Origin of the sequence: Streptococcus sp. 22.1, from assembly GCF_016648645.1 — a bacterium.
GTDB lineage: Bacteria > Bacillota > Bacilli > Lactobacillales > Streptococcaceae > Streptococcus.
Map to the genome: position 1 here is coordinate 1 of NZ_JACLQK010000007.1, position 23289 is coordinate 23289.

Annotated in this window: 16 protein-coding genes, 1 pseudogene and 1 riboswitch; of the genes and pseudogenes, 15 read left to right on the top strand and 2 right to left on the bottom strand. The window is 41.6% G+C overall.

What is annotated here, in order from left to right:
• Positions 1-163 precede the first annotated feature (163 nt).
• Positions 164-1480 (top strand): FAD-containing oxidoreductase, encoded by a 1317-nt coding sequence (locus H7U04_RS04820; RefSeq protein ID WP_060972453.1) that lies wholly within the window; start codon positions 164-166, stop codon positions 1478-1480.
• Between the two features lie 182 nt (positions 1481-1662).
• Here H7U04_RS04820 and H7U04_RS04825 read toward each other — a convergent pair whose 3' ends face one another.
• Complete coding sequence (locus H7U04_RS04825) at positions 1663-2226, bottom strand: nucleotidyltransferase family protein (RefSeq protein WP_155198082.1); 564 nt, start codon at positions 2224-2226, stop codon at positions 1663-1665.
• A 262-nt stretch (positions 2227-2488) separates the two neighbouring features.
• On the opposite strand from H7U04_RS04825, the gene mvk reads away from it, so the two are divergent.
• From mvk to H7U04_RS04875, 10 genes are all read left to right on the top strand, one after another.
• Positions 2489-3367 (top strand): mevalonate kinase, encoded by an 879-nt coding sequence (mvk, locus tag H7U04_RS04830; protein WP_155198083.1) that lies wholly within the window; start codon positions 2489-2491, stop codon positions 3365-3367.
• Positions 3349-4293 carry a diphosphomevalonate decarboxylase gene (gene mvaD / locus H7U04_RS04835; RefSeq protein ID WP_201059365.1) on the top strand — a complete coding sequence of 315 codons (945 nt, stop codon included), beginning with the start codon at positions 3349-3351 and terminating at the stop codon, positions 4291-4293. The genes mvk and mvaD overlap by 19 nt, the downstream gene beginning before the upstream one ends.
• Positions 4286-5281 carry a phosphomevalonate kinase gene (locus tag H7U04_RS04840; RefSeq protein WP_201059367.1) on the top strand — a complete coding sequence of 332 codons (996 nt, stop codon included), beginning with the start codon at positions 4286-4288 and terminating at the stop codon, positions 5279-5281. The genes mvaD and H7U04_RS04840 overlap by 8 nt, the downstream gene beginning before the upstream one ends.
• A gap of 48 nt (positions 5282-5329) precedes the next feature.
• Complete coding sequence (gene fni, locus H7U04_RS04845; RefSeq protein WP_201059370.1) at positions 5330-6334, top strand: type 2 isopentenyl-diphosphate Delta-isomerase; 1005 nt, start codon at positions 5330-5332, stop codon at positions 6332-6334.
• Positions 6335-6797: 463 nt separating this feature from the next.
• Positions 6798-6953, top strand: a riboswitch (M-box (ykoK) riboswitch).
• Positions 6954-7177: 224 nt separating this feature from the next.
• Positions 7178-9838 (top strand): magnesium-translocating P-type ATPase, encoded by a 2661-nt coding sequence (gene mgtA / locus H7U04_RS04850; protein WP_201059372.1) that lies wholly within the window; start codon positions 7178-7180, stop codon positions 9836-9838.
• A gap of 284 nt (positions 9839-10122) precedes the next feature.
• Entirely contained in the window at positions 10123-11505 is a 1383-nt protein-coding gene (glmU, locus tag H7U04_RS04855; protein ID WP_084914859.1) for a bifunctional UDP-N-acetylglucosamine diphosphorylase/glucosamine-1-phosphate N-acetyltransferase GlmU, read from the top strand.
• Positions 11506-11580: 75 nt separating this feature from the next.
• Complete coding sequence (locus tag H7U04_RS04860; RefSeq protein WP_110981143.1) at positions 11581-12129, top strand: NUDIX domain-containing protein; 549 nt, start codon at positions 11581-11583, stop codon at positions 12127-12129.
• Positions 12130-12132: 3 nt separating this feature from the next.
• Entirely contained in the window at positions 12133-12393 is a 261-nt protein-coding gene (gene macP, locus H7U04_RS04865; protein WP_070654957.1) for a cell wall synthase accessory phosphoprotein MacP, read from the top strand.
• Between the two features lie 66 nt (positions 12394-12459).
• Positions 12460-13152, top strand: a complete 693-nt coding sequence (locus tag H7U04_RS04870) for a 5'-methylthioadenosine/adenosylhomocysteine nucleosidase (RefSeq protein WP_002886153.1) — start codon at positions 12460-12462, stop codon at positions 13150-13152.
• Positions 13153-13544: 392 nt separating this feature from the next.
• Positions 13545-16571 carry a Spy0128 family protein gene (locus tag H7U04_RS04875; protein ID WP_110981142.1) on the top strand — a complete coding sequence of 1009 codons (3027 nt, stop codon included), beginning with the start codon at positions 13545-13547 and terminating at the stop codon, positions 16569-16571.
• Between the two features lie 41 nt (positions 16572-16612).
• On the opposite strand, the pseudogene H7U04_RS04880 reads toward H7U04_RS04875, so the two are convergent.
• Positions 16613-17862 (bottom strand): annotated as a pseudogene (locus H7U04_RS04880) (ISL3 family transposase).
• Positions 17863-18120: 258 nt separating this feature from the next.
• Here H7U04_RS04880 and H7U04_RS04885 point away from each other — a divergent pair.
• The 4 genes from H7U04_RS04885 to thrS all read left to right on the top strand — a co-directional run bounded on the left by H7U04_RS04885 (position 18121) and on the right by thrS (position 23287).
• Positions 18121-19119: a glycosyltransferase family 4 protein gene (locus H7U04_RS04885; RefSeq protein WP_021144521.1), complete on the top strand. Its 999-nt coding sequence runs from the start codon at positions 18121-18123 to the stop codon at positions 19117-19119.
• Positions 19120-20442 (top strand): glycosyltransferase family 4 protein, encoded by a 1323-nt coding sequence (locus tag H7U04_RS04890; RefSeq protein ID WP_013990954.1) that lies wholly within the window; start codon positions 19120-19122, stop codon positions 20440-20442.
• A 458-nt stretch (positions 20443-20900) separates the two neighbouring features.
• Positions 20901-21296, top strand: coding sequence for a hypothetical protein (locus H7U04_RS04895; RefSeq protein ID WP_013990953.1), 396 nt, complete (start codon positions 20901-20903; stop codon positions 21294-21296).
• Between the two features lie 44 nt (positions 21297-21340).
• Positions 21341-23287, top strand: coding sequence for a threonine--tRNA ligase (gene thrS / locus H7U04_RS04900; protein WP_002890325.1), 1947 nt, complete (start codon positions 21341-21343; stop codon positions 23285-23287).
• Positions 23288-23289: the final 2 nt, after the last annotated feature.

Here is a 23289-nt window from a genome sequence, read left to right on the forward strand (position 1 = left end):
AAAAGGACTCAGTCCTGTACAATACAGAACTAAATCCTTTGCTTAAATTATTTGTCTAACTTTTTGGGGTCAGAACACTTGTAGCCTCTTTTTATTTTCAGTTCAGATATGTGCAGTCTGAAAAATTAAATGATAGAATGGCAATAGATAGGAGGATACAGAAATGTTAAACTATGATTTGATTGTTATCGGTTTCGGTAAAGCCGGTAAAACTCTGGCTGCTAAGATGAATGCAGCTGGTAAGAAAGTTGCTGTCATCGAGCGCAGTAAAGCCATGTATGGTGGTACTTGCATTAATATTGCGTGTATCCCAACCAAGACTATGATTGTTGCGGCTGAGAAGGGCTGGTCATTTGACGACACCATGAAGGAACGTGGTGCAGTGACTGGTCGTCTTAATGCTAAGAATTATAAAATGTTGGCAGACAATGGCGTTGATGTCATTGATGCAGAGGCACATTTTGTGTCAAATAAGGTTATTGAAGTAGTGGCTGGTGATGACCGCCAAGAGCTTACAGCTGAGACTATTGTTATCAATACTGGTGCTGTATCTAATGTCTTGCCTATTCCTGGCTTGACAACAACTGAGCATGTCTACGATTCAACTGGTATTCAAACCCTTGAAGCCTTGCCAAAACGTCTGGGTGTCCTAGGTGGTGGTAATATCGGTCTTGAATTTGCTGGCCTTTTTAACCGTTTGGGAAGCCAAGTGACTGTCTTGGATGCTGCGACTAGCTTCTTGCCACGTGTGGAGCCATCTATTGCTAAGTTGGCCAAGGAATACATGGAAGAGGACGGCATTGTCTTTGAGCAAGGTGTTAAAACTTCTGAAGTTAAGAATGACGGTGATGAAGTTGTCGTTGTTACTGACAAAGGTGAGTTTCGTTTTGATGCTCTCCTCTATGCGACAGGACGCAAGCCTAATATCGAACCCCTTCACTTGGAAAATACAGATATTGCCTTGACAGAACGTGGCGGTATTCAGGTTAATAAGCATTTAGAAACAAGTGTTCCTGGTGTCTTTGCGGTGGGTGATGTTAATGGTGGTCTCCAATTCACTTACATTTCACTAGATGATTTCCGTATTGTCTTTAATTACTTGACAGGGGATGGTAGCTATAACCTTGAAACACGTGGAGCAGTTCCAACTGCCATGTTCCTCAACCCACCTTTGGCACAAGTTGGTCTTACTGAAGATCAAGCCAGAGCAGCAGGTGGACCAGTTGCTGTCAAGGAACTTCCAGTTGCTGGCATGCCTCGTGGTCATGTTAATGGCGATTTGCGTGGTGCCTTCAAAGCTGTGGTAAATCCTGAAACTAAGGAAATTTTGGGAGTGACCCTCTTTGGTCAAGAATCTCATGAAATTATCAATCTAATTACCCTAGCTATGAATCATCACATTCCATATACAGATTTGGCTAAACAAATCTTTACTCACCCAACTATGGCTGAGAACCTAAATGATTTGTTTGCGATTTAACATGAAAAGAGCCGAGAGGCTCTTTTTTTATGTAGAAGAAAAATTTTTTAAGACTTTCCTTAGGTGGGTCGTCAGCGACCTTCTTAGAAGCTCTATGACTAATTTTTGAAACTATTAAGTTTCAGAAACTTTTCTCACAGCGGAAAGTCTTGTAAAAAGTAAATCTCAAATCATAGTTTAATCTATTCGATAAATTCTATAGAAATGTTTGGCCATATTGTATTCCAATTTTTCTTTTTTACTCTCTCGTTATAGACCGTTTGTCGTTCTTTATCTGAAAAGTAATGTGGTGTGGGAGAGACTCTGAAGTTAACTAAATCGTCTATTCCAAAGGGAATAAAAACCTCTAGTTCCTGATTGTCATTTAGTCTAGCGGCTATGGCAGTACATTTTTCGGGAAATTTTAAAACAGCATCGGTAGAGCTGTCATACTTTTCAGTATTAGGGCTATGTATATTCATATAATACTGATTTTTTATTTCCCAATTGTATTTAGGATACCTTCTCTTTATTTGATTTTCTATTTCAACAGTTTGTTCATATGATATATTTTTATCAAAGAAAATGACATCGATATCTGAGAAATTGATATTTGAAGATGTATTTCCGGTACTTAAGTAGTCCCAAATATAATTGCGTATAGTTCCAGCACAAAGCCAACAGTCATTTAGTTGGAAAGAGTGGATAATCTTTAATAGTGCCATTAGTTCGGAGCTCTGTTTAATTAGTTTTTCGACATTAATCATTTTAAAACCTCATTGGTATTGTACTAGTTTAAGATAGAAATATCAAAATAAGATTGTATCTCTAATGTAAAGCGACACTCTAGGTTAGATGTCGCTTTTTTTGCGCTTTGATGATAAGATAGAAGTGCTATAAGAAAATTCTTTAGATTGGTACTCTTTGTCTCCTTTGAATCCATGATTGACCTTGAGTCACCACTAGAATCTGTATGAAAAATCTAGAAAGACACTCGCCTGCAAATTCGTCTGTGAGTGTGTGTAATTTATGACTAAGAAAGTAGGAGTGGGCAAAGCTCACAGTAAGATTATTTTGATGGGGGAGCACTCGGTCGTTTATGGTCATCCTGCCCTTGCCCTCCCTCTTAAGGATATTGAGGTTGTCTGTCAGATTCAGGCGGCTGAAACTCCTTTGACGCTCAAGGCTCAAGATCCCTTGACGACAGCGATTTTTTCAGCGCTTAATTATCTGGAAATCAAGAATCAGCCTATCAGCTATGCTATTAAGTCTAGTGTCCCTGAAAAGCGTGGCATGGGTTCGTCTGCGGCTGTAGCCATTGCGGCAATTCGAGCGGTCTTTGATTATTTTGATCAGGAGCTTAGCCAGGAGACCTTGGAAATGCTAGTCCATCAGGCGGAGACCATTGCCCATAGTAAACCTAGTGGTTTAGATGCAAAGACCTGCTTGAGTGACAAAGCTATTAGCTTTACGCGTAATATCGGTTTCAAGGAAATCGAGGTCAATTTAGGTGCCTATCTGGTCATTGCTGATACGGGTATCCATGGAAATACCCGTGAGGCCGTGGAAAAGGTTGAGGCTATTGGTTTAGATGCCTTGTCAGATCTCAACCAACTGGGCGAATTAAGTCAGAAGGCAGAACGTGCCCTCAAAGCCAAGGATCAAAAGCTTCTTGGTCAGCTCATGTCTCAAGCCCATAATCACCTTAAATCTTTAGGGGTGTCTTGTGATTTGTCGGATCTTCTAGTAGCAACTGCTCTGGAGCATGGTGCACTGGGAGCCAAGATGTCAGGTGGAGGATTGGGTGGTTGCATTATTGCCCTAACAAGTACTAAAGACCAAGCCCGAACGATTGCTAAAAAACTTCAAGAAAAAGGAGCCGTAAACACGTGGATAGAAAGCCTGTAAGCGTCAAATCGTACGCAAATATTGCTATTGTCAAATACTGGGGTAAGGCGGATGCGGAGCGTATGATTCCTTCAACCAGTAGTATCTCACTGACTTTGGAAAATATGTATACGGAAACCAAGTTATCTTTTCTGCCTGATGATGCGACTGGTGATGTCATGTATATCGATGATGAGCTCCAAGGGGAAAAAGAAACAACCAAGGCCAGCAAGGTTTTAGATCTCTTCCGTACTAATCCAAACCAACATGTCAAGATTGAAACTTGGAACAACATGCCAACAGCGGCGGGTCTATCCTCAAGTTCCTCAGGGCTTTCTGCCCTAGTTAAAGCAGCTAACGAGCTCTTCCAAGTCGGAAAAACGCAGTCTGAATTAGCTCAAATTGCCAAGTTTGCTTCAGGCTCATCATCACGGTCCTTCTTTGGACCATTGGCAGCTTGGGACAAGGATAGTGGTGATGTTTACCAAGTGGAAACAGATCTCAAATTGGCTATGATTATGCTGGTTTTGACAGATCAAAAGAAACCCGTATCAAGTCGTGATGGTATGAAATTGTGTACCGAAACATCGACCTCCTTTCCTGAGTGGGTTAAACAGTCTGAGCAGGATTACAAGGATATGTTGACCTATCTCAAAGCAAATGATTTCGAAGCGGTCGGTGAGCTTACAGAAGCCAATGCCCTTCGTATGCACCAAACCACAAGTACGGCTAACCCTCCATTTTCATATCTAACGGAAGCCTCTTATCAGGCTATGGACAAGGTTAAGGCCCTCCGTGCCTCTGGTGAGCAGTGTTACTTTACTATGGATGCAGGACCAAATGTTAAGGTGCTCTGTCTGGAAGAAGACCTAGACCGCCTAGCAGACCACTTCCGTAAGGACTATCAGGTCATTGTTTCACGTACCAAGGAGTTGCCAGATGCCTAAGCAGTCGGTCAATCAGGTCACAGTAAAAACAGGTGGGAAACTCTACATTGCTGGAGAATACTCAGTCTTAACACCTGGGCAGACAGCCCTAATCCAATTTATTCCCATTTTCATGTCAGCAGAGGTCAAGGAAGTACAAACTACCCAGTTGTCCTCAGACATGTTTGACTATAGTGTTGGTCGTGAGCCAGACGCAAATTACGCCCTCATTCAAGAGGCTTTGAATACTTTTGAGGCCTTTTGTGGTGAGAAGTTACCCGCTCTGGACCTTTCCATCACTGGAAAGTTGGAACGAGATGGGGTTAAATTTGGTATCGGTTCTTCGGGTTCTGTTGTGGTATTGACCCTCAAGGCCTTGGCAGCAGCCCTTCAGAAAGACTTATCCAAAGACATTCTCTTTAAATTAGCTAGCTACACTCTCCTCAAGCAGGGAGATAATGGTTCTATGGGAGATTTAGCTTGTATCGTATACGAGGATTTGATTTCCTATCGTTCCTTTGACCGTGAAAAAATAGCAGAGCTTATAGACCAAATAACTCTAACAGAGCTTTTGGAAAAAGACTGGGGCTATCGTATCAGTCCTGTAGTGCCAGTTCTCAAAGCTCACTTTTTGGTGGGGTGGACCAAGCAAGCTGCTATTTCAAAAGACATGGTTAAAATGGCCAAATCTCGCATATCAAGCAAGTATTTAAGTGAAACAGAAGTTGCTGTCCAAGATGCCCTCAAGGCACTGGAAACAGGAAATAAGAATTTACTTAAGAGCAGCCTTCAAACTGTCAGTGACCAGTTGGAATCACTTAGTCCAGATATTTATGTGGCCAAGCTGAAAAAACTCAAAGAAGCAGAGCAAGGACTCGATGCTATCGCTAAGTCTTCTGGAGCAGGTGGTGGCGACTGTGGTATCGCCTTTGCCTTTGACGAAGCTAGCCGAGATAGCCTAGTTGATCGCTGGCAGCAGGAAGGTATAGAGCTTTTGTATGAGGTTTAGGGGTCAGCTAAGTAGACATTATCACGCAAGAAAGTAAAGAAATAACCTATGACAAATCGTAAAGACGATCACATCCGTTATGCCCTTAAGTACCAGTCGCCCTACAATAGTTTTGACGATATGGAACTTATCCACAAGTCTCTACCGACTTATGATTTAGATCAGATTGACTTGTCCACACATTTTGCTGGACGAGATAGGGACTTTCCTTTTTATATCAATGCCATGACAGGTGGTTCTGCCAAGGGTGGGGCTGTCAATCGAAAACTAGCTGAGGTGGCCAGCCGCACAGGTATTCTCATGGTGACGGGTTCCTACAGTGCTGCTCTAAAGGGAGAAGAACCAGAATCCTTTGACTATCGCCAAGAGTTTCCAGACTTAGACCTAGCGACTAATATCGGTGTGGATAAGTCTGTGGACCTAGGGATTAAGACGGTGGAAGCGATGAATCCAGTCTTTTTACAGCTCCATGTTAACCTTATGCAGGAGCTTCTCATGCCTGAGGGAGAGCGTATTTTCCACACTTGGAAGGAAAATGTGGCGGCTTATGCACAGAAAATAGAGGTTCCTCTTGTACTCAAGGAGGTCGGCTTTGGTATGGATGTGGAAACCATTCGTTATGCCATGTCTCAAGGCATTAAGACTGTGGATATCTCAGGTCGTGGTGGGACTAGCTTCGCCTATATTGAAAATAGTCGAGGTGGCAACCGAGATTACCTCAATGACTGGGGACAAAGCACCGTTCAGACCCTCTTGCAAGCCCAAGACCTTCGTGATAATGTGGAAATCCTAGCCTCTGGTGGCGTGCGGAACCCACTTGATATGGTCAAATGTCTGGTTCTAGGAGCAAAAGGTGTAGGCCTCTCACGAACTGTCCTTGAATTGGTGGAACGTTACCCTGTGGATAAGGTTGTGTCTATCGTTAATGGCTGGAAGGATGACCTTCGTCTTATCATGTGTGCCCTTGATTGTCGAACTGTTGATGAGCTCAAGTCTGTGGATTACATCTTACATGGTAAGCTACAAGGGATTTATATCAAGCAAAGAAAGTAGGAAAGAGCCAAGTGCTCTTTTTTAATTTTTAAAGATGGTAAAACAATTTCTCTAGGCGATGATATTATGGAGACATCATTTTAACACCGGTCAAGGATAAATAATGACATTCTTGATTTGACTTGTTTCTAGCGAGCAAAGCGAGCACTTAACGAGACTTTCCGCTGTGAGAAAAGTTCTAGAAATACAAGTATTTCTAGAACTCGGAATTTTTGAGAGTAAAACAGTTTGGGGAACTGTTTTAGCCTGAGCCTAGAAATTAAAAAGTGAAGGGGCTCAAAAATTAGTCATGGAGCTTCGAAGAAGTTCGCTGACGTCCGCACTCACTTAAGGAAAGTCTAAAAAAATCCATTTTACAAAAGAATATCTTACAAAAAAGAGCGGAAGCTCTTTTTTTATTACCCACTCAAGCAAAAAGTAACTTTTCCCCTTGACAAGTTACCGCCTTAGGAGTATTATTTTCAGTGAAATACGGTAGGTGAGGCTACCACAAGGATACGGATGACTACCGCAAAGCAGTGGAGACACTACTCGTTGGTCAACAGTCCTGATTGCCAAGGTCAAGACTAAGCTCATTTCATCGCCTTGCGGAGCTAAAGCTTGAACGGTCCATTTTTTGACAGAATCTATTAAAAAATCAACCTCGAGTTTATAGAGTCTTACCTGTATATGGGTAGGACTCTTTTCTTTTGTCTGAGGTCCACCCACTATGTAAAAAAATGAAAGGAGAAACCTATGAGACTAATCGACGATCACCCCGAACCGCACCTAACCAGTCAATCGCTGATTAGTGTCTTAGGGACTCCATAAGTGATTGGCTCCTGATTAAATAAGGAGATTCCAATGTCAACAAATAAAGAAAGACTTATTGCTGCTCTTCAAGAGCCACTTGAAACAACCCTTACTCGCTACAAGACTCATTTGGATGGCTTGAAGGAAGACCAAGTAGAAGAAAACCGTGACCTTTATGGGGAAAATGTCATAACCAAAGGACAAGAGGATTCTATCATTAAAAAGATTTATGAATCTATCATCAATCCCTTTACTGTTATTCTCTTAGTCATTGCTCTGGTTTCCTTTATCACCAATGTCTGGCTTGCTAAACCGGGTGAAGAAGACCCAACGACTTCTATCATCATTGTCACTCTAGTTTTGATATCTGGTGGTATCCGTTTTATTCAAGAACTTCGTAGCGACAAGGCTGCCAGTAATTTGTCTCGCATGATTGTCAATACAGCAACAGTACTTCGAGATGGCAGTGAGCAAGAAATCCCAATTGATAAAATTGTGGTTGGAGATGTGGTCAAACTAAGTGCGGGAGATATGATTCCGGCTGATGTGGTCTTACTAGATTCTCGTGATTTCTTTGTTCAACAGTCTGGCTTGACAGGTGAAAGCGATGCTGTGGAAAAAGCTTGTCTGGCTAAAGCAGATGGTCAAAATCTAGAGAGCCTGCTTGAAAGTGAGAGCCTTGCTTTCATGGGAACTAATGTTATCTCTGGTCGTGCAACAGCCTTGGTTTTAGTTGTTGGTGATGAAACCATGATGGGAGCAATTGAGCAGACCATCAATACTTATGACGAACCAACTTCATTTGAACGTGAGATGAATTCCATTTCTTGGCTCTTGATTCGACTCATGTTGGTTATGGTTCCTGTTGTTTTTGTGATTAACGGTTTAACAGATGGGGACTGGCTTGAAGCCGGCGTCTTTGCCCTTAGTGTGGGAGTCGGTTTGACCCCAGAAATGTTGCCGATGATTATCACAGCCAGTCTTGCCAAGGGTTCTATCATTATGGCCAAGGAAAAGGTGGTCATCAAAAAACTTAATGCTATTCAAGACCTAGGGGCTATCGACATCCTTTGTACGGATAAGACAGGAACCCTGACTCAGGATGAAATCGTTCTTGAGTACCCTCTTGATATCCATGGTGACCTTGACCTATCAGTACTTCGGAGAGCCTATCTTAATTCTTATTTCCAAACTGGCTTAAAAAATCTTATGGACCGTGCCATTATTAGCCGAACTGAAAGAGAAGCTAAGAAACATGACATCGTTCGTGACCTTGACCAGACCTTCCACAAGATTGATGAGCTACCTTTTGATTTTGAACGTCGTCGCATGAGTGTCATTGTTCAAGACACTGATGGATTTGTTAGCATGGTGACAAAAGGTGCCCTTGAAGAAATGCTCTCTGTTTCTAACTATGTGGAATACAAGGGAGACATTATCCCATTGACTGACGATGTTCGTGAGGAAGTCCTTGCGGAAGTTGCACAGTTGAATGAACAAGGTTTGCGTGTTCTCGGTGTTAGCTACAAATCACAGCTTAATGAAAATGACGTCTTTAGTGTCGAAGATGAAAGTGATATGATTTTGACAGGATATCTTGCCTTCCTTGACCCACCAAAACCATCAGCAGCACCTGCTATCAAGGCTTTGGCGGAATATGGTGTGACCACAAAAATTTTGACTGGAGACAATGATAAGGTGACACAGGCTGTCTGTGAAAAAGTTGGTCTAGATGTGACGCACATTCTACTTGGAAGTGATCTTGATACCATGTCAAATCAAGATTTGGCTAAGGCTGTGGAAACGACAACAGTCTTTGCTAAGTTATCCCCAGACCAAAAGGCACGAATTATCCTAAGCCTTAAGGAAAATGGGCATAAGGTAGGCTATATGGGTGATGGTATCAACGATGCCCCATCCATGAAGGTGTCAGATGTGGGGATTTCTGTGGATACAGCTGTTGATATCGCCAAAGAAACTGCAGATGTTATCTTGCTTGATAAGGATTTAATGGTCTTGGAAAAAGGTTTGGTTGAAGGACGGAAGGTCTATGCTAATATGACCAAATATATCAAGATGACCGTTTCTTCAAATTTCGGGAATATCTTTTCTCTCCTCTTTGCCAGCATTTTCTTACCATTCCTACCAATGGCACCTGTGCATTTGATTGTCCTAAATCTTGTCTATGATATCTCTTGTATCGCCCTTCCATTTGACAATGTGGACAAGGAATTTCTTAAAGAGCCACATATCTGGGAAGCCAAATCAATCATGCGTTTCATGGCTTGGATAGGACCTATTTCGTCCGTATTTGATATTTTGACATATATCTTGCTCTATTTCATCATTGTGCCAATGATTTTGGGGCATGGCTATGTTCATGGTTCACCAGAAGCAGCAGCCTTTATCATTATTTTCCAAACAGGTTGGTTTATCGAATCTATGTGGTCTCAAACCATGGTTATCCACATGTTACGTTCACCAAAACTACCATTTATTCAAAGTCACCCAGCACTATCAGTTGTTGTGACAACCTTATTTGCTGCTTTCTTTGTGACTTCTCTTCCATACAGTCCATTGGCTAGTCTCTTAAAACTCAGCCATCTAAACGGTCTCTATTTCATTCTCTTGTTTATCATCATTACTTTGTATATGCTTAGTGTTACCTTTGTGAAGCATATCTATATTAAGAAATACAAAGAATGGTTATAGGATAACTATTCTTAGAAAAAGAGCATAAGCTCTTTTTTCATTACCTTTCATTCTGCCAAAACCTTTTCATTTATGGTATAATAGGGCGATTATAGATAATCAGAGGCCCTAAAAAACGTCTGTTATGAGGACATCTTTTCTAAGAAATGAGAGACTATGTTTTCAAGGCCCCTTTCTTTCGTAGGCTATCCCAGTGGGAGGTTGAGGTCCTGAGATTTGGGGCTCAAGGCTAAGACCGCCTCGAAGGAAACCATCACAAATAAATCTTAAGAAGGAAAAAGAAAATGAGTAATTACGCTATTATCCTTGCTGCGGGTAAAGGAACTCGCATGAAATCAGATCTTCCAAAAGTATTGCACAAGGTTTCAGGCATCACTATGCTTGAGCATGTCTTCCGTGCAGTTTCAGCCATTGATCCAGCTAAGAACGTTACTGTTATTGGTCACAAGGCTGAACTTGTTCGTGAGGTTTTGGATGGTCAATCTGCCTTCACTATGCAAACTGAGCAGTTGGGGACTGGTCACGCAGTAATGATGGCTGAAGATGAGTTGGCTGGACTTGAAGGTCAAACGCTTGTTATTGCTGGTGACACGCCTTTGATTACTGGTGAAAGCCTTAAAAACCTTATTGATTTCCACGTTAATCACAAAAATGTTGCCACTATCTTGACTGCAACTGCGGACAATCCATTTGGTTATGGTCGCATCATCCGTAACGAAAATGGCGAAGTGACTAAGATTGTTGAGCAAAAAGATGCCAACGAGTTTGAACAACAAGTCAAAGAAATCAATACAGGGACTTACGTTTTTGACAATAAACGTCTTTTTGAAGCACTTAAAAACATCAACACTAACAACGCTCAAGGGGAATACTATTTGACTGATGTTATTTCTATTTTCCGTGAGAATGGTGAAAAAGTAGGTGCCTTTACTCTTCGTGACTTCGAAGAAAGCCTTGGGGTTAATGACCGTGTTGCCCTAGCTACAGCAGAAGATGTTATGCGTCGTCGTATCAACAAGGCTCACATGGTCAACGGTGTTACTTTCCAAAATCCAAACGCTACTTATATCGACGTGGATGTGGAAATTGAGCCAGATGTTGTCATTGAAGCTAATGTGACACTTAAAGGACAAACTAAGATTGGTGCAGAGTCAGTGCTTACTAATGGTACTTATATTGTTGATTCAACTATCGGTGCCAAAACGGTTATCACTAACTCTATGATTGAGCACTCAGTGGTTGAAGAGGGCGTTACCGTTGGTCCATTTGCCCATGTTCGTCCAGATTCAACCCTCAAAAAAGATGTTCATATCGGTAACTTTGTTGAGGTTAAGGGTTCTACTATCGGTGAAAATACCAAAGCTGGTCACTTGACCTACATTGGTAATGCGGAAGTTGGTTCTGACGTTAACTTTGGTGCTGGAACCATTACCGTTAACTATGATGGCCAACACAAGTTCAAGACACAAATTGCTAACAACGTCTTTATCGGAAGCAATTCAACCTTGATTGCACCGCTTGAAATTGGGGCTAACGCTCTTACAGCGGCTGGTTCAACCATCACAGATGATGTTCCAGCTGACAGCGTAGCCATTGGACGTGGCCGTCAGGTCAATAAAGAAGGCTATGCCATTAAGAAACCTCACCACCCAAGCCAACAAAAGTAGGCTTAAGGCTATCTGAGCTTGGTTGTTCTTATAAAACCAGCTTAGAATGAGGTCAGAAGTAAAAGGAGTCAATTCATGGAGTTTGAAGAAAAAACACTTAAACGTGAGTCAAAATTTAAGGGACATATTTTTGAAGTTGCAGTAGACGAAGTCCTCTTGCCAGACGGAAAGACAGCTGGTCGTGAACTCATCTTCCACAAGGGAGCAGTAGCTGTTTTAGCGGTTACCCCAGAAGGGAAAATCATTATCGTCAAGCAATACCGTAAGGCTATTGAGGCGGTTTCCTACGAGATTCCTGCGGGTAAACTGGAAGTCGGTGAAGCTGGCGATGAAATGGCTGCAGCAGCGCGTGAACTTGAAGAGGAGACTCAGTATAAGGGTGATCTCGAATTGATTCATGAGTTTTACACAGCCATTGGTTTCTGTAATGAAAAAATCAAGCTCTATGTGGCGACCAATCTTAAACCTGTGGAAAATCCACGTCCACTTGATGATGATGAGTTCCTTGAACTCTATGAATTGACTTATGAAGAGTGTATGGAACTTGTAGCGTCAGGGGCTATCCAGGATGCCAAAACTATCATCGCACTCCAATACTATGCACTTCATTTCGGAGGAAAATAAGCTATGGGAAAACCACTTTTGACCGAAGATATCATTGAGCAGGCCAAGCGTGGGGAAATCGATTTAGAGGAACATCCTTATTATGAGGACTATGATCAAGAGTTCTACGATGAGGATTATGAGGCTGATTACCAGCCTTCTGCCTACAAGAGCCGTCGAATTGAGAATGCTAAACGCAATCAATTTCAACACAAGCTTAATCGCATCCTCTTTTGGGTTGTGGTCCTCTTGATTATTCTCTTCATTGCTGTCTTTTATTTCTAAAAAGTCTATGAGTCAGATAGCCCTAGCTACTTATTCAGGAAAGATTACAAGCTGAAAAGGAACTATATGAAAATCGGAATTATCGCTGCCATGGAGCAGGAGTTAGTGCTTCTAGTGGAGCAATTGGAAAATAAGGTTGAAGAAACTGTTCTTGGCAATACCTACTACACAGGACGCTTAGGAAAACATGATGTTGTTTTGGTGCAATCAGGTGTTGGTAAGGTTATGTCAGCCATGTCTGTGGCTGTCTTGGCAGACCATTTTGGCGTTGATGCCCTCATTAACACTGGTTCTGCTGGAGCAGTAGCACCTGGACTTAAAATTGGAGATGTGGTTGTGGCGTCAAAATTAGCCTATCACGATGTTGATTTGACAGCCTTTGGCTATGATTATGGGCAAATGTCTATGCAGCCACTTTACTTTGAAAGTGACTCTACCTTCGTAGAGACTTTCGAAAAGGTCTTGGCTCAGGCTTCCATTGATTCTAAGATTGGGCTTATCGCTACGGGTGATAGCTTCATTGCGGGTCAAGACAAGATTGATGCTATTAAGGGGCATTTTCCAGAAGTCTTGGCTGTAGAGATGGAGGGAGCAGCTATTGCTCAAGCCGCACACAGTGTCAAAAAGCCTTTCATCGTTGTACGTGCCATGAGTGATACAGCTGCTCATGATGCTAACATTACCTTTGATGAATTCATTATTCAGGCGGGAAAACAATCAGCTGCTATCTTGGTTGAGTTTCTCAAAGAACTTGCCTAAAATACATTAAATGAGTGCTTATGCTCATTTTCTTAATTAATTTAAAGACGACTGCTATTCATTTAAGAATGGCAGTTTTTTTCTGCTTTTAGATAAGAAAACCTTCTCATTTTTTAAAGAAAAAATCTGAATTTTAGCATTTTTCAGACGGAAATTTAATTAAAATTATGTCAATAAAATGAGAAAGAAAAACAATATTAAAAGAGAGACTCCGATAGAAAGCTTATAATATAAGGGTTTGAAAATTTCACTATCTATTGATATCTTAGAAAGCTTTACAAAACCTCCAAAGGGGTAAATAATTATCTTGCAAAGTTCTGAAAATAGTGTATAATTCAGAATGAAAAGGGTTACAAAAATGTTAAGATTTGTAAAAATGGGAGGATAGAATCATGAATAACCGATTCGGTGATTCGAGGCAGCGTTTCTCCATCCGTAAGTTTACGGTGGGCGTTGCGTCGGTCTTACTTTCGTCTGCAGTTTTTGGCGTTAGTACCGCTAAAGCAGAGCAGGCTGAAGAACCTACAGGGCAGCCAGCTACGAGTGTACTTGAAGAAGCTAATGTGTCTGATGATGGGGGTCAAAGGGCAAACACTAGCTCATCAAGCCAGGAAGTGACAGCTGAACCTACCGTTCAAGCAGAAAGTACCAGTGCTATCTCAGTGACTGCTGTTTCTAGTGAAGTTACGCTTCAAGAGCAAACGGTTGCAAGCTCTGAACAAAAGAGTACATCACAAGATAAGACTAGTGAGGGGCTCAGTGAGAAGCCAGTTACAGTCAATGAAACACGAGAAGCTAGCGCTAGCGACCTCGCTGCAGCAAACAATACGAGTTCCGCTTCGTCAGATAATTTCGGACTTAAGGTTACCAACCTAAGTCGCCCGATTCCAGCGGATGTCAAGGTGACAAAGACAGGAACTGAAATCACTGTTCAAAATCCTGATGTGGAAATGGAATTTCCGAACGGAAATAGTAAGTACGCTACTAGCAAGGTTGTCTACCACAATATTCCTTTCCCTGATGATATGACCATCAATGAAGGGGATCAGGTCATTTTTAATTTGCCTGAGCAGTTGCGATTCCGTACTAGCTACGATATCAATGTCTATAATCCAGACAATCAAATTGTAGGTCTGGCTCAAATTGATCCTGAGAAGAATCGTGTCACTACGACCTTTAATAACTATTTCCAAACACATCCTAACAATAAGCTCATGAGTTTGGAGTTGGATACCCTTTATTCTGAAGAAGTAGATGAAGGGGAACATCTTACTCTTGATTTTGAGGGACGTATCATTCATGTTTCAGTGGGTAAAGTGCAGTCACCTCCTCCAGGTCAAGAGGTTATTTCTAAGTGGGGTAGTCAAGACAAGCATGATCCAACTATCCTAAATTGGCAGATGCGTCTTAATTACTCACGACGTCTCCTTAACAACTTGAAACTGGTTGATACTTGGTCTGACAATCAAAGATTTGTGGACGGTTCTTTGCAACTTCGCTACATTGATTCGGCAGATCCTTGGATTGACAAGGGTTCAGCTATGGATTTGATTAAGAGTTTCTCTTATGATGATAGCCATTTTGAGCTTAAACTCAATCAGTTGGACCGCATGGTTTATGTTTGGTATCAAACCCGTTTGACACAACCTGTTGAAGAATCAGCTAACCCTGTCAACCGTATTAAACTTCATGCTGATGTTGTTTCCGATTCTTACAAGTCAACTATTCGCTTGGTTGGTGGCCGAGGAGATGCCATCGGAGATAACCTCGCTCATTTCAATCTTGAGCTTGAGAAGGACTTGACGGGTAGAGACCTTAAGGATAAAGAATTTACATTTAAATTAGTTGATGTGACTGATAGTGCCAATCCTGTTGACTTAGGGGAAACCACTAATGATGGCAAGGGTAAAATCGTCTTTTCAGATCTCTCACTCAGTAAGCCAGGTATCTATCATTATCGTGTGACAGAGGTTCCAGGTAATGACGAAGATGTGGTCTATGACAAACTAGAGGCCAATATCACCATTCAGGTTGTTCGTGAAACTGTGGACAATCAAGTCAAATTAGTTGCCAAGGTTGCCTATCCAGAAGACATTATCTTTAACAATAAATTGGTAACACCAGCCAAGGCCAAAATTGCATTTGGTAAGGAATTGACCAAGGCAGGCGTTAAACAAGATCTAAAAGCAGATCAATTCCAATTTGTTCTCAAAGACCGTTTTGGAAAAGTCCTTGAAACTGTTGGCAATACAGCTGATGGTCAGGTTGCCTTTAGTGAGTTAACCTTTAACAAGGTAGGTACTTACAACTACACTGTTGAAGAGCTTACAGGTAAGGATGATTCAATTGTTTATGACAGCATGAAAGCTGCTGTTTCTATCACGGTAACACGTGATGGCGACGCCCTTGTTTCAACCGTGGTTAATCCTAAAGACACTATCTTTAACAATAAGTTTGTGACTCCAGCTAAAGCCGCTATTCAGTTCAGTAAGGAATTGACTAAGGCAGGTGTCAACCAAACTTTGACTGCTAATGAGTTCCAATTTGTTCTCAAAGATAGTGCCGGTCATATTGTCGAAACAGTTGGTAATACAGCTGATGGTCGTGTTGCCTTTAGTGAACTTCACTTTGATAAGGCAGGAACTTACACTTATACTGTTGAAGAAGTTAAGGGAACTAACGAAGATATCATCTATGATGGTATGAAAGCGACTGTCTGGATTACAGTGACACGAGATGGTGATGCTTTGGTATCAACAGTCGCTAATCCAAAAGATACTGTTTTCAATAACTATGTGAAAGACGTGCAACCAGCTAAGGCCAAATTCGAATTGACCAAGGTTCTTACAGGTCGCAACCTCAAAGATGGTGAGTTCAGTTTCGTCCTCAAGGACGACAAGGGTAATGTTATCCAAACAGTGACCAATAATGCACAAGGAAACATTAGTTTTGAAAATATTGTCTACGACAAACCAGGTGTTTACTACTACACTGTTGAAGAAGTCAAGGGCAATGAAGCTGACGTGGTTTATGATAACATGGTGGCTAAGTTCCAGGTGACCGTTACTAAGACTGTAGGTGAAAAGGAAAATCTGCTTGTAGCAGCTGTCCTTCTTCCTTTGGATACAGAATTTAACAATAGTTACATTCCTCCAAAACCTCCTACACCGCCAACACCACCGACACCACCAAGTGTCCCACCTAAACCACCAGTGGTTCCGCCAACACCACCAACTCCGCCTACTCCACCGGTGACTCCAAAACCAGCTAAGCCAGTTCAATCCTCTGAGAAATCAGGACCTCAACTTCCAGAGACTGGTCAAGCTAACGATACTGCCTTGCTTGCCCTTGGTGTGGCAGCAGAAGTGGCAGCAGTCATGGGTGTAGCATATAGCCATCGTCGCCGTAAAGACGTTTAAGGGCTCTTTGTCAACTGTAGTGGGTGACGAAAAGCTAACATCTAGAGAGGACCGGATAGGTCCTCTTTTTATGTATGCTCAGTGTGATGAAGACACGTTTCTTAAAGTTGATGAAGTTTCTAAAACCGAACCCTAAGCGTTTGATGTCTTTGATCAACTTGTTAGTCGCTTCAAGTTTTGCGTTTGAATAGTCTGTTTCTAGTGCGTTTTTGATGTATTGCTTGTGTCTAAGAAAAGTCCTAAAGACAGTTTGAAAATAATGATTGACCTTGCTCCTATTTTCCTCTATCAGGTCAAAGAACTCATCTACTCTCTTCTCCTGAAAATGAAAAAGTAAGAGCTGATAAAGTGTATAGTAGTCGGTAAGCTCTTCTGAAAAGTCTAGTGTCTTCTCAACGACTTCATGTGGACTTAAGGTTTGCCGGAATGTCTTTGAATAAAAAGAGTTGAGAGATAGTTTACGGCTGTCTTTTTGAAAGAGACGCCAGTGATTTTTCAAGGCTCGATAGGGTAGAGACTTCTTATCGAACTGGTTCATGATTGCAATTCTAGTCTTTAAAAAGGCTCTACCAAGGTGCTGGATAATGTGGAAACGATCAAGAACGATTTTAGCGTTTGGAAAAAGTCTTTTGGCAAGTGGAATATAAGCTCCAGACATATCCATCGTGATAAACTGCACCTGTTGGCGAGCTTTTAATGGATACTTTAAAAAGTAGTTTCGTATAGAGGTTTGGCGACGATTATCAAGGATGGTTATGAGTTCGTTGGTCTCATAATTCTGCGCCACAAAAGCCAATTCCCCTTTCTTGAACCCAAACTCATCCCAGGACATAACAGCTGGAAGTTTGTCATAATGTTCTTTGAAAGTGAACTGGTCAAGCTTACGATAGACAGTGGACGTCGACACACGAAGTCTTCTGGCAATATCAGTTAGTGAGACCTTCTCAGTTAGGAGTTGTGCAACCTTTTGTCGGACTAGATTGGAGATTTGGCAGTTTTTCTCAACGATTGATGTCTCAGCTACCGTGACTCGTCTACAACTTTTACACTGAAAGCGACGTTTCTTCAGACGTAGTAGTGTTGGAGTTCCCGTTTGCTCGAGAAGAGGGATTTTAGAAGGCTTTTGAAAGTCATATTTGATCATCTTTCCTTGGCAGTGAGGACATGATGGTGCAGGGTAATCAAGTTTTGCTTGAATCTCTATATGAGTGTCAGTTTCAAAAACAAGTGAAATCTTGATATTTTGGTCTTTAATTCCGATTAATTCTGTGGTATTCTTAATAAGTCTCATAAGTTCTTCCTAATGATGGTTTGGTCGCTTTTCATTATAGTTCTTATGGGACTTTTTGTGTACACTTAAAAAGCTCTATAATCTCTACAGTGGTTTTACCCACTACAGAAATTATAGAGCCCGTTTAAGATGATGACCTAAAAGATCGAGTATTCTCGATCTTTTTTAGTATTTGGCCACCCATCTCATTAAATGAGAAATCAAGATAAAGCCAACTGCAAGATGAAATTTCTACTAAATTAAGCTATAATGAAGAGTATGAAAGTTCTACTTTATCTTGAAGGAAAATCGGTTCTTGAAAAATCAGGAATCGGACGGGCTCTCCACCATCAGATGCATGCCTTGGACTTGGCGGGGATTCCCTATACAACAGACATCTTGGGTGATTACGATGTCGTTCATATTAATACTTATGGGCCACGCAGTTTGATGTTGTTGCATGCTGCAAAACGCCGTGGCAAGAAGGTCATCATGCATGGTCATTCGACACGTGAGGACTTTGAGAATTCATTCATCGGTTCTAACCTTTTGGCCCCACTTTTTGGAAAATATTTGGCCCACATGTACCAAAAGGCTGATTACGTGATTACGCCATCTGAGTATTCCAAAAAATTGATTCAGTCTTACGGAGTGACCACACCAATCATTGCTGTTTCAAATGGGATTGATTTGAAAAAATACGGTAAGGATCCACGTAAGGAAGAAGTTTTCCGAGACTACTTTGGTATCAAGGAAGGACAGCCAGTGGTTATTTGTGCGGGGCTTTATTTCCAACGCAAGGGAATTGAAGATTTCGTCAAGGTTGCCGAAAAGATGCCTCATGTTCGTTTCATTTGGCTAGGTAGCATCAGCAAATGGTTGATTCCTAAGAAGATTCGAGACATTGTCAATGGTAAGCATCCTGATAATGTCAGCTTCCCAGGTTATTTCAAGGGAGCCGTCTTCCAGGGGGCTATGAGTGGTGCTAATGCCTTCTTTTTCCCATCTTACGAGGAAACTGAAGGGATTGTGGTGCTAGAAGCCTTTGCTAGTCACCAGCATGTAGTTTTGCGTGATATTCCTGTTTATGAAGGTTGGGTTGATGACAAGTCGGCCTCATTTGGGCACAACGTGGACGAATTTGTAGTAGCCTTGCAAGATATTATCGATGGTAAAGTGGACAAACGTGAAGAAGGCTATAAGGTTGCAGAAAGTCGCTCGATTGATGATGTCGCCCAAAAGCTTGTTGAAGCCTACAAAGAAGTATTGGAGATTTAAATGCGTATCGGATTGTTTACAGATACCTATTTTCCACAGGTATCAGGTGTTGCGACCAGTATTCGCACGCTGAAGACGCAGTTGGAAAAAATGGGACATACAGTCTTTATCTTTACCACCACTGATAGAGATGTTGACCGCTATGAAGACTGGCAGATTGTCCGTATTCCGAGTGTGCCTTTCTTTGCTTTTAAGGATCGCCGTGTAGCTTATCGTGGCTTTTCCAAGGCACTAGAGATTGCTAAACAATATAAGCTTGATATTATTCATACGCAGACAGAGTTTTCATTAGGTCTGCTAGGGATTGCCATTGCACGCGAACTTAGGATTCCTGTTGTGCATACCTACCATACTCAGTATGAAGACTATGTCCGCTATATTGCCAAAGGTATGGTTATCCGTCCAAGTATGGTTAAGTACATTGTTCGTGGCTTTATGAGCGATTTAGATGGAGTCATCTGTCCGAGTGAGATTGTTTATGACCTTTTGCTCAAGTACAAGGTTGCAGCTGAAAAACGTGTCATTCCAACTGGCATTGAACTTGAAAAGTTCCAACGTCCAGAGATTACTGAAGATGATGTGACGGACTTGAGAACTAAGCTTGGTATCGCCTCTGATGAGACTATGTTGTTGAGCCTTTCTCGTGTGTCCTATGAGAAAAACATCCAGGCTGTACTGGCTGCTCTCCCTTCTGTTTTGGAGGAAGACGACAAGGTGCGTTTGGTTGTGGCTGGTGACGGTCCTTACCTACCAGATCTTAAGTCTCAAGCCAAAAAACTTGGTATTCAGGACAAGGTGGTTTTCACTGGTATGATTGCGCCTAGTGAGACAGCACTTTATTATAAGTCTGCTGATTTCTTCATTTCGGCATCAACCAGTGAGACTCAGGGCTTGACCTATCTGGAAGCCTTGGCTAGCGGTACCCCTATCATTGCCCACGGAAATCCTTATTTGGATAATGTGATTACAGACCAGATGTTTGGAACGCTCTATTATCATGATAATGATTTAGCCGGGGCCATTTTGGAAGCTGCCATTGCAACACCAGAAAAAGACGAAACTAAGTGGGCTGACAAGCTTTATGAAATTTCTGCGGAAAACTTCGGAAAACGTGTCTATGAGTATTACTTGGACCTTACGATTTCTAAGGATTTCCACAATGACTTGAATGGTGAAGACAGTACCATGAAACGCTTGACGCGTATGGTAACTTATTTGCCGACTAAGGCTATTACCTTGCCTGTTAATGGCTCTGTTCGTATCCTTAAAGGATCAGCCAAACAGGTCAAGAAAATCAGAAATATCACGAAACTTTTGGATTAGGAAAGCTACCAGATTTTCCTAGTCAGATAAAATCTTAGAATTGATTAATAAAAGAGATAATTAGCTTGAAAAATTACAGTTTCATGCTATAATAACGCATAGAGACATATCAGTCATGGGAAATCTTTCAGAGAGCGTGTGGTGCTGGAAATCACGCAGAGGACATGATTGGGACTACTCGATTAACTTTTTATGCAAACATAAAACGGTGGCCACGTTAGAGCCAATCAGAGGTGTAGGACAGACTCGTTTTTTGTCGTACATGAACTAAGGTGGAACCACGTTGCGACGTCCTTTTTAGGATGTCGCTTTTTGTATTGTTTGGTATGCTTTACAATTTTTAGAATGTCTAGTTTAGATAGAAAAGCTTTACTTTGTGACTGAATATTTTCTCTTTGATTACTAAAAGGATTGTTTAGAACGGGGTGACACTATCTTTTTAGTTGAGGGAGAATTTTATGGGGTTCAAATATGAAGCTATCAAGGCCTACCTGATTGACCACGGTGTGGATGCTAGTCTTGCTGAGACCATGCACGCTATCTATGCTACTAGGAGAATCGGTAGGTCAACTTTTGAGTATTTCCTAATTGTTTTTACAGAAACAGAGGTTTTGATTATTTCTCTTACTCTTTTAGGAAAATTAGGAGATATTATCGCCAAATTTCCTGAAGAGACGATTAAGTCTTATCAGTTTAAAAAACGCTTGTTTATTGGTTATAAACTTCGCATTTTTCTAAATGATGGCAGGGAGCTAGACTTTAATGTCAACAAGATATTGATTGGAGCGGGTTGGCATAAGACGGAATTGCAAAGCATCCTAGAAACAAACTATTACAACAAAAACATTAAATAGAAAGGAAGAAGGGGCTCATCCTTTAGAGCTCTGACATCTTAATTATGATTAACATTACTTTCCCAGATGGCGCTGTTCGTGAATTCGAATCTGGCGTTACAACTTTTGAAATTGCACAATCTATCAGCAACTCTTTGGCTAAGAAAGCACTTGCTGGTAAATTTAACGGTAAATTGATTGACACAACTCGTGCGATCACTGAAGATGGAAGCATCGAAATCGTGACACCTGATCACGAAGATGCCCTTCCAATCTTGCGTCACTCAGCGGCTCACTTGTTTGCCCAAGCAGCTCGTCGCCTTTTCCCAGATATTCATTTGGGTGTTGGTCCAGCGATCGAAGATGGTTTCTACTACGATACAGACAATGAAGCTGGTCAAATTTCTAACGAAGACCTTCCTCGTATCGAAGAAGAAATGAAGAAAATCGTTAAGGAAAACTTCCCATCAATCCGTGAAGAAGTGACTAAAGACGAAGCGCGTGAAATCTTCAAAAATGACCCATATAAATTGGAATTGATTGAAGAACACTCAGAAGACGAAGGTGGTTTGACTATTTACCGTCAAGGTGAGTATGTTGACCTTTGCCGTGGCCCACACGTGCCATCAACTGGTCGTATCCAAGTCTTCCACCTTTTGAATGTTGCAGGTGCTTACTGGCGTGGAAATAGCGACAATGCTATGATGCAACGTATCTACGGTACAGCTTGGTTCGATAAAAAAGATCTCAAGGCTTACCTTAAACGCCTTGAAGAAGCTAAAGAACGCGACCACCGTAAACTTGGTAAAGAACTTGATTTGTTCATGATTTCTCAAGAGGTTGGTCAAGGTCTTCCATTCTGGTTGCCAAACGGTGCGACAATCCGTCGTGTCTTGGAACGCTACATCGTGGACAAGGAAGTAGCAGCAGGCTACCAACACGTCTACACTCCACCAATTGCCTCAGTTGAGCTATACAAGACTTCAGGTCACTGGGATCACTACCGTGAAGATATGTTCCCAACAATGGATATGGGAGATGGTGAAGCCTTTGTTCTTCGTCCAATGAACTGTCCTCACCACATCGAAGTTTACAAACACCATGTGCATTCTTACCGCGAATTGCCTATCCGTATCGCTGAAATTGGTATGATGCACCGTTATGAAAAATCAGGTGCCCTTACAGGACTTCAACGTGTGCGTGAAATGTCACTTAATGACGGTCATACTTTCGTAACACCTGAACAAATCAAAGATGAGTTCCAACGTACGCTTCAATTGATTATCGACGTTTACGAAGATTTCAACTTGACTGACTATCGTTTCCGTTTGTCATACCGCGACCCTAAAGATACTCACAAATACTTTGACAATGATGAAATGTGGGAAAATGCTCAAAGCATGTTGAAATCAGCTATGGATGACATGGAACTTGACTACTTTGAAGCAGAAGGTGAAGCTGCCTTCTACGGTCCAAAACTTGATATCCAAGTGAAGACTGCCCTTGGTAATGAAGAAACCCTTTCTACTATCCAATTGGACTTCTTGCTTCCAGAACGTTTTGACCTTAAATACATCGGAGCTGATGGAGAAGAACACCGTCCAGTTATGATTCACCGTGGGGTTATCTCAACAATGGAACGCTTTACAGCTATTCTTATTGAAAACTACAAAGGAGCCTTCCCAACTTGGTTGGCACCTCAACAAGTAACTGTTATCCCAGTTTCAAATGAAGCCCACACAGATTATGCTTGGGAAGTTGCTAAACAACTTCGTGACCGTGGTATCCGTGTTGAAGTGGATGAACGTAACGAGAAAATGCAATACAAGATTCGTGCGTCTCAAACACAAAAAATCCCTTATCAATTGATTGTTGGTGATAAGGAAATGGAAGACGGAACTGTTAACGTTCGTCGTTATGGACAAAAACAAACACATACAGAAGCTGTGTCAGAATTTGTAGAAAATATCCTTGCTGATATCGCTCGCAAATCACGCCCAGATGCCGAATAAAA

What these genes read in the sequence shown, in the direction of transcription:
- H7U04_RS04820 (WP_060972453.1), top strand. Translation starts at nt 164, where the DNA reads ATGTTAAACTATGATTTGATTGTTATCGGTTTCGGTAAAGCCGGTAAA.
- H7U04_RS04825 (WP_155198082.1), bottom strand. Translation starts at nt 2,226, where the DNA reads ATGATTAATGTCGAAAAACTAATTAAACAGAGCTCCGAACTAATGGCA.
- mvk (WP_155198083.1), top strand. Translation starts at nt 2,489, where the DNA reads ATGACTAAGAAAGTAGGAGTGGGCAAAGCTCACAGTAAGATTATTTTG.
- H7U04_RS04840 (WP_201059367.1), top strand. Translation starts at nt 4,286, where the DNA reads ATGCCTAAGCAGTCGGTCAATCAGGTCACAGTAAAAACAGGTGGGAAA.
- fni (WP_201059370.1), top strand. Translation starts at nt 5,330, where the DNA reads ATGACAAATCGTAAAGACGATCACATCCGTTATGCCCTTAAGTACCAG.
- mgtA (WP_201059372.1), top strand. Translation starts at nt 7,178, where the DNA reads ATGTCAACAAATAAAGAAAGACTTATTGCTGCTCTTCAAGAGCCACTT.
- glmU (WP_084914859.1), top strand. Translation starts at nt 10,123, where the DNA reads ATGAGTAATTACGCTATTATCCTTGCTGCGGGTAAAGGAACTCGCATG.
- H7U04_RS04860 (WP_110981143.1), top strand. Translation starts at nt 11,581, where the DNA reads ATGGAGTTTGAAGAAAAAACACTTAAACGTGAGTCAAAATTTAAGGGA.
- macP (WP_070654957.1), top strand. Translation starts at nt 12,133, where the DNA reads ATGGGAAAACCACTTTTGACCGAAGATATCATTGAGCAGGCCAAGCGT.
- H7U04_RS04870 (WP_002886153.1), top strand. Translation starts at nt 12,460, where the DNA reads ATGAAAATCGGAATTATCGCTGCCATGGAGCAGGAGTTAGTGCTTCTA.
- H7U04_RS04875 (WP_110981142.1), top strand. Translation starts at nt 13,545, where the DNA reads ATGAATAACCGATTCGGTGATTCGAGGCAGCGTTTCTCCATCCGTAAG.
- H7U04_RS04885 (WP_021144521.1), top strand. Translation starts at nt 18,121, where the DNA reads ATGAAAGTTCTACTTTATCTTGAAGGAAAATCGGTTCTTGAAAAATCA.
- H7U04_RS04890 (WP_013990954.1), top strand. Translation starts at nt 19,120, where the DNA reads ATGCGTATCGGATTGTTTACAGATACCTATTTTCCACAGGTATCAGGT.
- H7U04_RS04895 (WP_013990953.1), top strand. Translation starts at nt 20,901, where the DNA reads ATGGGGTTCAAATATGAAGCTATCAAGGCCTACCTGATTGACCACGGT.
- thrS (WP_002890325.1), top strand. Translation starts at nt 21,341, where the DNA reads ATGATTAACATTACTTTCCCAGATGGCGCTGTTCGTGAATTCGAATCT.